The organism is Sporosarcina quadrami, assembly GCF_014836615.1.
Taxonomy (GTDB): domain Bacteria; phylum Bacillota; class Bacilli; order Bacillales_A; family Planococcaceae; genus Sporosarcina; species Sporosarcina quadrami.
Genome location: NZ_JACSQN010000003.1, coordinates 190,456 through 204,016, shown reverse-complemented (window position 1 = coordinate 204,016; position 13,561 = coordinate 190,456). Strand labels below are relative to the sequence as shown.

Sequence of the window (13,561 nt, the reverse complement as noted above, 5' to 3'; positions counted from 1 at the left end):
AACCCAATTTGGACAATCTTTTTTTAATCAATCTTTAGTTCACCATGTACCAGCCTTGCATGGACACCCAATTTATCCGTATCAAAATAATAAATTGATTCTCCGACCCAGATTTCCGTGCCAGACCTTGCTAGCCCGATCGAAATAACTCCGTCTAATGCGGTCTTAATAATAGTCTTCACACTATTTACAGAGCCCGTTTCCTGAATGGATACTTTCTCAAGCCCCGTGATTTCACCACCCCTGCAGCTTCCTTCCACGAAAACTTTGTTTTTTGCATCAACAATACAGTTTGATAAGCCTTTTTTAGTCACTTCAATTGTACCGCTGCACGATAATATACTATTAATGGCATAGGGCAATTTGATTACAGGCTGATCGCTTTGGCTGCTGTCTGCATATTGTTCGATCAGTTTCCGGGCGTCTGCCAACAGATGCGAGAAATCATGTGCATTTTTGACGATTGTCAATGAAGTATCTGTGAATAGGCAATCCATTCTATCACTCACACGCAACCATTCAGGAGACAACTGATCGGAATGATCTATCACTTTTTGGATAAAATCTTTTTTACTCTGCTGATAATCTAGGTACTTCTCCTTTAAAATGACTCGCACAAGCTCTTTCAATTCACCAGCATCCATTTCTTCAGGGTCGACTCCCCGAATATGAATGATTTGCAAAATCGTCGCCTGTACCTGTTCCAAGTAGAAGAGCAATTCATGCAACAGAGCGACCAACTCGTCTTCTAACACTTCCTGCATCCCTACAGAAACCGTCGACGAGAAGACATTACCTTCGAAGCAAGCGGATTTGCCCGACTCCACGACAGCCTTCCTGACAGTGCCACCGACAGTCACTCTTCCTGTCGCACCAACGAACATGGAGTTCTCAACATTACCGCCAATCCTGACATCCCCTTTAAAGCGTATATTACCACTGTTCAAATCAACGTCACCGTCATGAACAAACTCACTATTTACATCAATCTTCATAATCGATCCATGTTTTTCCAGAATAGCACGGCCACTTGAGAGAGCATATATTTCATTGCCCCGCATCTCTACCTGATCTCCAAGTCTGATTTCCAGTCCGCCGACCGGTTTTGTTCGCACGGGCCTGCCGAAAAGATCCATCCCATCCACCCCTTGAACTGGCGGTAAATATGTGGCAATGAGCTCGTTTTCATGCACAGATTCAATCGGATTCATTTCCCTAAAATCGACTTTTCCCTTTTCATTTAAACTAAAATCCTTACCCCTTGCGTGCAAATAAAGATCTCCATTGAATCCTTCAACCGGCCATTGTCCTTTTGCAATAATCGCTTCAAAAGGAGCGAGAGAACGAACAGCTTCTTCTATTACCGAATAATCTATCCGCTCGCTTATGCCAAGCTCAGCCAGTTCCTTGACGATGTCTTCCACTGTTAGCGACATATAAGGCTCCACAAGTTCATCAGCTTCGATGAACAACACATCCTGAAATCCGGTATTCTGTATCGTGCGTTTAATTCTTCTCCCAGGTTCAATGTTCAGCATGGCAATGATATCTTGTTCGATAAGTCTAATGGAAAAATGCGGAGGTATAATTTCGTCCGAGACTCGAATTCTTATATCATCTTCATGTGACACATGCATTTTACCAACCGCTTCTCTTCCATTAATGAGTACTTTTACATTGGATCCGGGCTCGATCATCGGAAAAGCATCCGTCGATAGGACAACTTCTACACGCTTACCAATTATCCTAGCCCCATTTGCGAGCGAATCAACAGGTTCACCTTGTTCAGGTACTAGAACTTTGAGCATCGTCACATTCACTACTGCTAATTTCGATTTCAGTCCGTACATGCTTTTTCCATTTTGCTCTATCACTTCAACCTGGACTTCTTCAATCGTCGCACCCAATTCCGCAAGTGCTTGCTCAATCGCCATTTCCACTGTCAACGCTTTTACCGTAACGGACTTTCCCATTTCTCTCACCTCATCCAATTGTTTTTACGTTTATCGTACCATATCCTTTTAGCAACCTTGTTAACTTGGCACATGAAATTGACATAAAAAAAGAACTTGCCCACTAATAGTGGACAAGTTTGCTCTTATTTTTCTTATAGACCGTCTTCAACCTCTTCGATCATTTCTTTCATAGAAAGAAGTCCGCCACCTGACAAGTACCAATACTCCCCGTTCAAGTAGACGATTTTACCGTTCTTGAATGCTTCTGTCTTCTTAACAAGATCGTTTTCAATTGTTCCTTGTGCTGTCGCACCATTTCCGATTGCAGCATCGCGATCGATTACGAACAAGACATCAGGATTTTTCTCAAGGATATATTCAAATGAAATATTTTGACCATGTGTAGATACTTCAATCTTTTCATCGGCAGGTGTAAATCCTAATACATCATGTACTAAACCAAAACGCGAGTTCGGACCATATGCACTTACTTTACCTTCAGTCGCTAGAACAACAAGCGCTTTCGAACCGGAATCAGTCGCTTTTTCATTGATTTCAGCAATTTTCGCATCAATTTCTTCAAGCTCTGCTTTCACTTCGTCTTCTTTACCGAAAATTTCACCCATCAATTCAGCATTGTGCTTGAATGAATCCATATAATGAGCAGTATCCAAACCTACATATACAGTTGGGGCAATTTTAGAGAACTCTTCGTACATTTCTGATTGACGTCCAGAGATAAAAATCACATCAGGCTTTAATGCATTCAAAGCTTCAAAATCAGGTTCTTTCAAGCTGCCAAGGTTTTCATATTTATCATCATCGTATTTTGATAGGTATCCTGGAACCGTTGCTCTAGGCAACCCAGCAACTTCTACACCTAATTCGTCTAATGTATCAAGTGTACCGAAATCGAAAACAACAACCTTTTCAGGGTTTTTCGGCACTTCAACAGGCGTTTCACTCAGTTCATGTTTAACTGAAACCATTTCTGCAGTTTCGCTTGCGTCAGGTGTAGATGAATTCGTGCCTTCGTCTTTCGCTTTGTCATTATCTTTTGCGCCACATGCAGCTAATACGATCATTAAAGCTGCCAGCAATAGCATCATTGGAATTTTCTTCATTTGAACCATCCTTTTGTTTTAGGTTTTTTTGTGAACTGCTCGTTTATTTTGCTATCAAGAATTAAAATACACACATATACGGCAATTATTCATTTGTTTGATTGGAATATCCATATCATAAATTTCTCTCAACGCATCCGAATTGATAATGTCGTTCGTTGGCCCGTCTTTGACGACACGTCCTTCTTTCAAAGCGACGATACGGTCGGAGTAGACGGAAGCGAAATTGATGTCGTGGAGAACGATGACGACTGTCTTACCAAGATCGTCAACTAGTCTCCTTAGTATCTTCATGATTTGCACAGAATGTTTCATATCCAAGTTATTCAACGGTTCATCCAACAAGATATAATCGGTATCCTGCGCGATGACCATCGCAATGAATGCACGTTGACGCTGTCCACCTGATAGTTCATCCATGTATTCATTTTGCATTTCCATCAGACCCATATAATCCATCGCCTGCTCGACAATGCGGATGTCTTCAGCATTGAGTTTACCGCGCGAATAAGGGAATCTACCGAAAGAAACCAATTCCCTAATCGTCAGACGGACATTCATGAAATTAGATTGTTTCAATATCGAAACCCGTTTCGAAAATTCGTTGGATTTCATCCTCTTCACCTGATCATTATCCACTAGAACTTCCCCTGTATCAGCGTCCACAAGACGGCTAACCATAGAAAGCAAGGTCGATTTCCCCGCACCATTCGGACCGATGAAAGACGTGATTTTACCTCGATGGATATCAACGTTCACCTTTTCAACGACCACTTTTTTCCCATAGAACTTCGATAATTCCCGGACTTGGATCATGAGGATCGACTCTCCTTTAATAGTAGATAAATGAAGTACACACCGCCAACAAAGTTAATGATGACACTTAGCGTCGTGGAGAACGTGAAAATACGCTCAACAACCCACTGCCCGCCGACAAGGGCGATGACACTCATAACGGATGCTCCGGCAATTAATACAATATGCCGATAGGAGTTGAAGAATTGGTACGACAAGTTTGCAACAATCAAACCGAAAAATGTAATCGGTCCGACTAAAGCTGTTGAAACTGAAATAAGTACTGCTGAAATGACGAGCATCATTTTGACAACGCGGTCATATGAGACCCCTAAGTTAATGGCCGTGTCCCTGCCAAGCGATAACACATCCAAGTCATTAAAGTATTTCCAACCGACAACGAACGTCAAGATGACAATACCGAGTGCCCACCAAACAAGTTCACCACTTACGTTGTTAAAACTCGCGAACATCTTATCTTGCACACGCAGGAATTCATTTGGATCAATGAGCACTTGTAGGAATGTCGAGATACTTTGGAAAAACGTCCCTATGATAATTCCGACAAGCAGAAGGAAGTAAATCGGCCTGCTGCCTCTTTTAAATAGAAGCTGGTACAAAATAAGTGCGAATACAATCATCGTCGAAACGGACAAAATGAAATTCACATGTCGATTGACAATCGTAAAGTGACCTGAGCCAAGGAAAAAGATGACAACCGTCTGAAGTAAGAGATACAGCGAATCCAAACCCATTATACTCGGTGTCAAAATCCGATTATGCGTAATTGTTTGGAATATGACGGTGGAATACGCAATCGCTACACCAGTAAGCACCATAGCAATGACTTTAATAGCACGTCGTGGCAGTGCATAATCAAAACTTCCATTTAAATCATGAAAAAGATATAATCCGCAAAAACCAATTGCAATGACCGACAATATAATCATTTTCGTAGAATTACGCATATGCCTTCCTCCTAAATAACAAGTAGAGGAATACGCCACTTCCGATTACACCGACCATCAGACTGATGGATATTTCATATGGATAGATGAGAACCCTGCCCAGAATATCACAGACAAGCAGGAAAATCGCACCGAGCAAAGCGGTGTGCGGCAATGTTTTCTTTAAGTTATCTCCATGGAAGATAGAGACGATATTTGGAATGATCAATCCAAGGAAAGGAATCATTCCGACTGTTAAAATGACAGTCGTTGTTACGAGAGCCACCAATATTAAACCGATATTGACAATCCGTTTATAAGCGAGGCCCAAGTTTTTCGAGAAATCTTCACCCATACCTGCAACCGTGAACCGGTTCGCGTACAAATAGGTGATGATAAGCACCGGAATGCTTATGTATAAAAGCTCATAGCGGCCTTTCATGATCATTGAAAAATCCCCTTGAAGCCAAGCGGACATATTCTGGATGACGTTCGCCTTGTAAGCAAAAAACGTCGTGATAGATGAAAGGATATTACCGAACATGAGCCCGACGAGTGGGATGAAAATAGCATCCTTAAACTTAATACGGTCCAAGATTTGCATGAACAGCAAGGTACCGCCAAGAGCAAATATGAATGCAACTACCATCTTCTCGATTGTCGAAGCGTTAGTGAATAGCAACATCGACACTAAAATTCCAAGTCGCGTGGCGTCAAGAGTCCCCGCAGTCGTCGGTGAAACAAATTTGTTCCTGCTCAGTTGTTGCATGATCAGCCCCGCGATACTCATGCCTGCACCTGCAAGGAGAATGGCTACAAGTCTTGGAACCCGGCTGATGAGGAAAATCTCTGTCTGTTCCGACTTGAAATCTAGCAGATCCATCGGTTTAATTGAACTCACTCCTACAAAAAGCGATAGCAATGAGAATAGTATTAATGCAATAAACAAATAACGTTTCTTCATGAAGGAAAAAACTCCGATATCGAATATTTGCTTCTAATTGAGAATGCACTAGTGAAAACCATTATCAATTAGCTGCAAATCCAATTATAGCAGTTATGTGCACTGTGTCAACTGATAATTGAAAACGATTATCAATTGCATTCAAAACCTTTGTAGATAAGGCGATTCAGAGGTTGCTAAAGTGCATTCTCGGCTGATTGTGACAGTTTTTTTAAAATTCCCGCATTGAGAATGAGAGGTTCATTAGCGAAGTATAGTAGTGAGAATGAAGAAAACGGACACCGTAATTACCGGTATCCGTTTCTCTATTCACCTATTTTATTTTCGACTGTTAAAATTGATTAACCTTCTTCACCCATCAAGTCTTCGAGACTGACCGCTTCGTCGAGGACTTCTTTAGGAACAACGATTTCATCAATCTCATTGATCTTTGTAATGACTGACTTCATCTTCTGAACCATATGCATTTCTTCTTCTTCGACTTTCATTGTCAAATCCATATCCATATCAAATGCGTTTGTATAGAATGTTTTCTTATCAATGTAAATCGTTAAGTCTAAACTTTTAACATTCATATTATCATAGACTTCCTGTTCTTCTTCAGTCATTGCACCTTCAATCGGCATTGCATCGCCAATTAATTTTTGTACAAGGTTGTTCAATTTATCGCCTGATGCGTTAAGTGTCAAAATGTACTCATCATCTGTTTGTTCAAATTTAAGATCATCTTTGAAGTCTTTGAACATTTGCAAATCCAATGTCGGATCTGTTTCGCCACCCATGCTAGCCATCATTTCTTCATACATGTCATTCGGCATTTTAATCCATTGATCCATTTGCGCATCGTGCATAAAGAATCCTGCATCAGTCATGTACAGTTCCATGTCTGTCGCACCCATTTCACCCATGTCCATGCTCATCGTCTGATGAAGGGCCATTGGATCGACAATCATATCCATATCCATTTTAATTTTAGAATCCAAATTCATGTCCTCGCTCGGAATGGACATGTTCTGTTCAATATCCATGACAGCGTGCATACTCTTCTGTTCTGCTGAAACTTCCATTGCTTTGCTATATACTTCTTGAGCTGTCATATCACTTTTGTTTGTAACTTCTACTTTCTTACCTGTTTCAGGATCTGTTTTCGGTTCTGCCGCTGAACCACACGCCGCAAGTCCAAGCGCAAGCGCTCCTATACCTATTCCTTGTAGCCACTTTTTCAAATTAACCGCTTCCTTTCAGTATTCCTATTTTTGTTACTCCTAATCATACGGGATAACACGCAAATAGTTCCACTTTTCACGTCGCTTTATGTGATTTGAATCTTTTCTATCATAATTACTTGGTAAGTCTTTCCTCATACTTGAACAAAATCAGCAGTATCTGTTTCCAGCAAAGTACGCTATAATGACGGAACTACCTGAAAGGAACAATTTGCCATGCTAAAAAAATTCTTTTCCTATTATAAACCGCACAAACGTTTATTCATCATCGATTTCTCAAGCGCCATTTTCGTCGCCCTTCTCGAATTGGCATTTCCGATGGCTGTCCAATGGTTCATTGATGTGCTGCTTCCATCTAGTGACTGGGGCAGAATCGTCACGATCAGTATTTTATTGCTGATCGTCTATCTGATTAGTACCGTGTTACATTATATCGTCAGCTATTTGGGGCATAAGCTTGGCATCAATATCGAGACGGACATGAGACAGCAACTGTTCAATCATGTTCATAAGCAATCGTTCCGCTTCTTCGATAATACGAAAACTGGCCATATTATGAGCCGGATATCCAATGATCTATTCGATATTGGTGAACTGGCTCACCACGGACCGGAAGATGCCTTCATCGCTGTCATGACGATTATCGGTGCATTCATTCTAATGTATACGATCAATCCTGAGCTCGCTGTAATTGCCATAGTCATGGTTCCGTTCCTAGCGATCGTCGTTGCCTTCTGCAATAAGAAGATGAATGCTGCCTGGCAGAAGATGTATGTGAAAATAGCTGACGTCAATGCAAGAGTGGAGGATTCTGTGTCAGGTGCGCGAGTCGTCAAATCCTTTACAAATGAAGTCTTTGAAATGACGCGTTTCCAACAAGACAATAGCGGATTCCGGCTTGCGAAACTTGTCGCTTATAACGTCATGGCCTGGACTACATCGAGCATGTATATGATGACGCGACTTGTCACATTGGTCGTTTTAGTCGTCGGTGCATGGTTTACGTACAATGACAATTTGACACCTGGTGAGCTTGTCGGTTTCATCCTCTTCGTTAATATTCTTATCAAGCCGGTCGATAAGATCAGCGCATTGCTTGAGCTTTATCCTAAAGGGATGGCAGGCTTCAGACGATTCCAGGAGATGATTGACGAAGAACCTGAAATCCAGGATCGACCAGGTGCTATGGAAGTACGGCATCTAACTGGCGATATCGTTTTCGATGATGTCCAGTTCAGCTATGATTCACATAAAGAAGTGCTGAATGGCATCGATTTATCCATCCAAGCTGGGCAGACTATCGCGTTTGTCGGTCCTTCAGGCGCGGGGAAAACGACAATCTGTTCACTCATCCCGAGATTTTATGATGTCAATGGAGGCGCGATCTCCATTGATGGCATCGATATCCGCAATATGACGCAGCAATCATTGCGTTCGCAGATTGGTATCGTTCAGCAGGATGTGTTTTTATTCACCGGGACGATAAAAGAGAATATCGCTTACGGCGACTTGAATGCGACGGATGAAGATGTGATTGCTGCTGCGCAGAAAGCACATCTTGAAAGCTTCATCGCAAGTCTTCCGGAAGGCTATGAAACGCAGATTGGAGAACGTGGATTGAAGTTGTCAGGTGGCCAAAAACAGCGTCTTGCAATTGCACGGATGTTTTTGAAGAACCCACCAATTCTTATTTTGGATGAAGCGACTTCAGCGCTTGATACGGAAACGGAGCGCATCATCCAGCAGTCATTGAACGAATTGGCCGCCAATCGGACGACACTTGTCATTGCGCACCGATTTGCGACAATCCGTGATGCAGATCGCGTCATCGTCGTTACCGAGGACGGAATTGCGGAAGACGGAAAATATGATGAGCTTGTGCGACAGGATGGATTATTCGCACGTTTGCATAACATTCAATTCCAAGAGGTTTAACATTTCGGGAATCGGGCATACTAGAACTATCCCACCCCCCTTTCTCTTTATAGATAAAACTGCACCGCCGACTTACGAGTCGGCGGTGCAGTTTTTTAGGTTCTATAATAATTGTTGGGGGGTAGATTCAATTCTATAAGTTGAATTTAATAATCTGCATTGCTTTCTATTACAATGATTTGCGTTCCGGCCGGACGCTTTCCAATCGAACAACCTAGGGTTCGATTGGCTCACCGCACGCCCCTCGGAAAGCATTCGACTGAAGCGCAAATCAACATATTCCTTGCGAATTTAAGAATAATGGGTGATGTGTGAATCACATTACCCCAACATTCGACTTAGAGCCGTTTTTTATTAATGGCTTATAATGAACTCTTCGAATTTTGTCCTTTCGGAGCTATTCATCTCAACAGTCATCATTGTACCTTCTTCTTCATATTCTGTCGTCTTGACATTGGCCGTGTCATTCAAATAAGAAACGACATCACCGCGATCAAACGGTACGAGCAGTTTACACGTAACGTATTGCCCAAAAATCTTTTTCTTAATTAGTTCAACGAGCGGGTCAAGACTAGCTGGGTCTTTCGCTGCAATCCATGCATTGTCGTCAGCTATAACCGGGTAGGGTACAGCTGCTAAATCGGATTTATTGTAAATATTAAGCGTTGGTATTCCTTCAACGCCTACTTCTTGCAACGTTTCGTTCGTTACGTCCATCATATGACGGTATTCTTCATTAGATACATTGACAACGTGTAACAGTAAATCTGCTCCCCTTGCTTCTTCCAATGTCGAACGAAAGGCTTTGATGAGATGGTGCGGAAGTTTTGATACGAAACCGACTGTATCTGTTAATAGAAATTCCTTGTTATCAACAAGTTTCAAATGCCGCACAGATGTATCAAGCGTTGCAAATAGCATATCTTTTTCAAACACTTGCTTTGTACTTTCATCTTCCATTTTACGAAGCAATCCGTTCATTAATGTCGATTTACCTGCATTCGTATAACCGACAATCGATACGACAGGAATGCCACTTTTTTTCCGTTGTTTGCGCTGGGTATCGCGACGGTCACGTACGTCTTCCAAGTCTTTGCGAAGCTTGGCGATTTGATCTTCAATTTTACGTCTATCTAGTTCCAGTTTCGTTTCCCCTGCACCTTTGTTCTGGAAACCTCCGCCCGTTCCGCCACCTTGACGACCGAGAGATGCGCGCAATCCGACAAGTCTTGGAAGCGTATATTGAAGCTGTGCCAATTCAACTTGCATCCGTGCTTCATGAGTACGTGCACGACGTGCGAAAATATCAAGAATGAGCATTGTCCTGTCAATAACTTTCACTTCTAACTCCTGCTCGAGGTTCCGTATTTGTGAAGGTGACAATTCATCATTAAAAATGACAAGGTTTGCGTCCATCTCTTCATAAAATCGTTTTATCTCTTCGACCTTTCCTTTACCGACATATAACGAGGAATGCCTTTTCTCCAAATTCTGCGTGACATGCCCGATAACTTCAACATCAATCGCTTCAGCTAAGTTCTTCAGTTCTTCCATTTCATATTCAAAGTGTTCGGCATTCTGTTCATGTACCCCGACAAGAATTGCCCGTTCCACTAAAATATCCATACAACGACCCCTTTACACAATAAATGCTTACTTTCATAGTAGCACAACAGGTGTGTTGATTAACCAGTATTATAAGTAGTATCACTATGAACCCGTTGACTTCCGTTCCGGCGCACGCTTTCCGCGGGGCACGGCTTCAGCCTCCTCGTCGCGAAGAACACGCTCCTGTGGGGTCTTCAGCTCGCGCTATTCCCGCAGGAGTCGGCGCCTCCACTTCAGTCAACTGTAGATTGCAGGATAAAAAGTAAGAAACTCTCCCTTCTACAAGTGATCATAAAATGATCCATCTATCTTTTAGAAGACTTAGATGATTGAAGTATAGGGCGGCGACTCCTTGGGAATTAGCGAGAGCCGTGACGAAGAACGGCTTTTGTGAGACAAAGCTTTAGCTTTTCGAGCACCCATGCCTTAATTTCTGAAAGTCACAGGAATTAAGGCAAATCGAACCCTACGTTGTTCGATTGGAAAGCGTCCGCCCGGAACGGAAATCATCGTGCCAAGTTATAGCCTATATTTGGTTAAGTACACATAGTAGCACAACACTTGTCATCATTCGGAAGAGAACACGACATCCCCTAATCGGTCTTTTCCGCCTTCCTGTTGGACAAAGCGCAATTTGACGTTTTCGAGTTCAATATCATAATGATCCCCAACCTTTTGTGACAATAAAATTGCCCATTCTGCAGTATCCCTTAGCGGATCTTCAACAAAAAGCACACATTCTTTAACTGACACACTTTCATTTTTAGCGCTTAATGCACCTTCTTCGTGCAATTTTGCGTACCGTGTTTGTTGGTCTTCCTCCCACTCAATGAAAAAAGGATAAGGAAGTTCATTAGAAACAGGTTGTTCCACAAATAACATCTTCCACTTCTTTAATTCACCTGTCCTTGTACGTCGCTGCGCAGTTAGTACACCTGAAGTTTTAAATCCTTTGTTTTCAATTTCTTCATTAAAAGCTTCTATATCTTCAACAGAGAGACAAAGTGTGCCCCATCCTTCGCCATCTTTAATGTCGTTTAGCAGCAACCTTGTCAACGGGTGGTCAACGCTTGACGCTAGTTCTGGACGTTCTACTGAAAGCCATTCGACATATGCATTATTCACATACATCAATGCATTATGAGTCCCCCAACTTTCATGCCGCCCCCCGACAACTGCATGTTTGCCTTCTTCACGTTGCTCGGCAACGACTTCCTCTGGACTCTTTTCCGTAAAATAAACGACATGGTCAAGTTTCAAAATTCCAGCCCCCTTCATTTTGACTAGAGTACCATAATTCACCGTTCACTATAAAATAACGGCCTCCGTTACTTATAGGAGGCCGTTATTTTATCGCTCTTTCTTGACTAACTCAATTGCATCATAATATTCTTTATCAATTTCAGCATTTTGTCTAAATGTTATATTACTGACGATATATGTGACTAGAAGGCAGACGAGGAAGCCTGGGACGATTTCATAAAGTGTGTCAGAAAGCACTTTAATATTGCCCCATACACCGACTGTAATCGCGCCTGCTATCATTCCCCATAGTGCACCTTTAGCTGTAAGCTTCCGCCAATACAGCGAAAGGATAATAATCGGCCCGAAAGCTCCACCAAAACCAGCCCATGCGAATGATACAAGTTTGAGGATAGATTCTTTATTTGGCCAAGCGAGCAACATTGCTATTAATGAAACGACAAGTACAGCCATTCTTCCTAAAAATACATATCGTTTATCACTCGCATCAGACTTAATAACAGCTTTATACAAATCTTCAATGAGTGCTGATGAAGTGACGATCAGTTGGGAAGAAATCGTACTCATTACAGCAGCAAGAACAGCAGCAAGCATAATACCGGCAACTAAAGGATGAAAGATGATTTGGCCTAAAACGATGAATACCGTTTCTGGGTCGGCAAGTTCCGCTCCTTTATTCTGTTCGAAATATGCAATTCCCACAAATGCTGTCGCAATTGCACCAAGCAGACTGAGTATCATCCAACCGATACCGATGTGACGTGCACTTTTCGTCTCTTTCACTGATTTAATCGCCATGAAACGGACGATAATGTGCGGTTGACCGAAATAGCCAAGTCCCCATGCAATGGATGAAATGACTCCGGTTAACGTAGCGCCTTTTACAAAATTGAATAAGTCAGGATTCACTGCTTTGACACTCGCCGTTGTTTCAGCGAGTCCTCCCGTCAGGACAAGACCGCCAATAGGAACGAGAAGTAGAGCAAGGAACATGACTAACCCTTGAACGAAGTCTGTGTAACTCACTGCAAGAAATCCACCAAACAGCGTGTAAGCGATAACAACTACAGAAACAATGACAAGTCCTACATGATAGTCGAGTCCAAATGAACTTAAGAAGAACTTTCCACCTGCGACCATCCCTGATGAAACGTAAAATGTAAAAAAGACGAGAATGATAATTCCAGAAACGATGCGCAGCAATCGAGATTGGTCTTTCAACCGACTCTCCAAATAGCTAGGAATTGTTATAGAATCACCCGAAACTTGTGTATACGACCGCAATCTAGGCGCAATCAGAAGCCAGTTTAAATACGCGCCAATCGTCAAACCAATTGCAATCCATGATTCTACAAGTCCACCTGCATAAATCGCACCCGGCAATCCCATCAAAAGCCATCCAGACATATCTGATGCCCCAGCGCTCAAAGCTGTTACAGCTGGACCAAGTGAGCGCCCACCGAGCATGTAATCTGTCAGGTTGGTTGTCCTTTTAAATGCGTACCAGCCAATGAAAAGCATAAGAACCATATAAATTGTTATTGAGATCAGTTGATACATTTCAGCGGACACACAATCACCTCTAGATAGTTTTATGTCATTTTACTTCATCGGTATGCAGTTTGGGAATAGATCAAATTTAAGTTAAAGTGAACATATAATGATTAATATTACTCATTTTCGAGTTATTTCCCAGGCAATGACTTCATTTCGACAGAAGGGAAAAATATTTTGTGGAATCATG

At 42.1% G+C, this 13,561-nt stretch carries 10 protein-coding genes; 1 reads left to right on the top strand and 9 read right to left on the bottom strand.

The window, feature by feature from the left end; translation table 11 throughout:
- Nucleotides 1-23: 23 nt before the first annotated feature.
- The 6 genes from H9649_RS04705 to H9649_RS04680 form a co-directional block, all read right to left on the bottom strand.
- Entirely contained in the window at nucleotides 24-1,973 is a 1,950-nt protein-coding gene (locus tag H9649_RS04705; RefSeq protein WP_191693562.1) for a flagellar assembly protein A, read from the bottom strand.
- 134 nt (nucleotides 1,974-2,107) lie between these two features.
- Entirely contained in the window at nucleotides 2,108-3,079 is a 972-nt protein-coding gene (locus H9649_RS04700; protein WP_191693561.1) for a siderophore ABC transporter substrate-binding protein, read from the bottom strand.
- Between the two features lie 54 nt (nucleotides 3,080-3,133).
- The gene (locus tag H9649_RS04695) at nucleotides 3,134-3,895 is read right to left on the bottom strand and encodes an iron ABC transporter ATP-binding protein (protein WP_191693560.1); all 762 of its coding nucleotides are present in this window, start codon (nucleotides 3,893-3,895) and stop codon (nucleotides 3,134-3,136) included.
- Nucleotides 3,892-4,842, bottom strand: a complete 951-nt coding sequence (locus H9649_RS04690) for an iron chelate uptake ABC transporter family permease subunit (protein WP_191693559.1) — start codon at nucleotides 4,840-4,842, stop codon at nucleotides 3,892-3,894. Before H9649_RS04690 ends, H9649_RS04695 begins: the two co-directional genes overlap by 4 nt.
- A complete protein-coding gene (locus tag H9649_RS04685) occupies nucleotides 4,835-5,785 on the bottom strand; it encodes an ABC transporter permease (protein ID WP_191693558.1) in 951 nt (316 codons plus the stop codon). The genes H9649_RS04690 and H9649_RS04685 overlap by 8 nt, the downstream gene beginning before the upstream one ends.
- A gap of 341 nt (nucleotides 5,786-6,126) precedes the next feature.
- Complete coding sequence (locus tag H9649_RS04680) at nucleotides 6,127-7,011, bottom strand: DUF6612 family protein (protein ID WP_191693557.1); 885 nt, start codon at nucleotides 7,009-7,011, stop codon at nucleotides 6,127-6,129.
- A gap of 216 nt (nucleotides 7,012-7,227) precedes the next feature.
- On the opposite strand from H9649_RS04680, the gene H9649_RS04675 reads away from it, so the two are divergent.
- Nucleotides 7,228-8,946 (top strand): ABC transporter ATP-binding protein, encoded by a 1,719-nt coding sequence (locus tag H9649_RS04675; RefSeq protein WP_191693556.1) that lies wholly within the window; start codon nucleotides 7,228-7,230, stop codon nucleotides 8,944-8,946.
- 354 nt (nucleotides 8,947-9,300) lie between these two features.
- On the opposite strand, the gene hflX is transcribed toward H9649_RS04675, so the two are convergent.
- The 3 genes from hflX to putP all read right to left on the bottom strand — a co-directional run bounded on the left by hflX (nucleotide 9,301) and on the right by putP (nucleotide 13,389).
- Nucleotides 9,301-10,572 (bottom strand): GTPase HflX, encoded by a 1,272-nt coding sequence (hflX, locus tag H9649_RS04670; RefSeq protein ID WP_191693555.1) that lies wholly within the window; start codon nucleotides 10,570-10,572, stop codon nucleotides 9,301-9,303.
- A gap of 549 nt (nucleotides 10,573-11,121) precedes the next feature.
- Complete coding sequence (locus H9649_RS04665) at nucleotides 11,122-11,814, bottom strand: VOC family protein (RefSeq protein ID WP_191693554.1); 693 nt, start codon at nucleotides 11,812-11,814, stop codon at nucleotides 11,122-11,124.
- 90 nt (nucleotides 11,815-11,904) lie between these two features.
- Nucleotides 11,905-13,389, bottom strand: coding sequence for a sodium/proline symporter PutP (gene putP / locus H9649_RS04660; protein ID WP_191693553.1), 1,485 nt, complete (start codon nucleotides 13,387-13,389; stop codon nucleotides 11,905-11,907).
- Nucleotides 13,390-13,561: the final 172 nt, after the last annotated feature.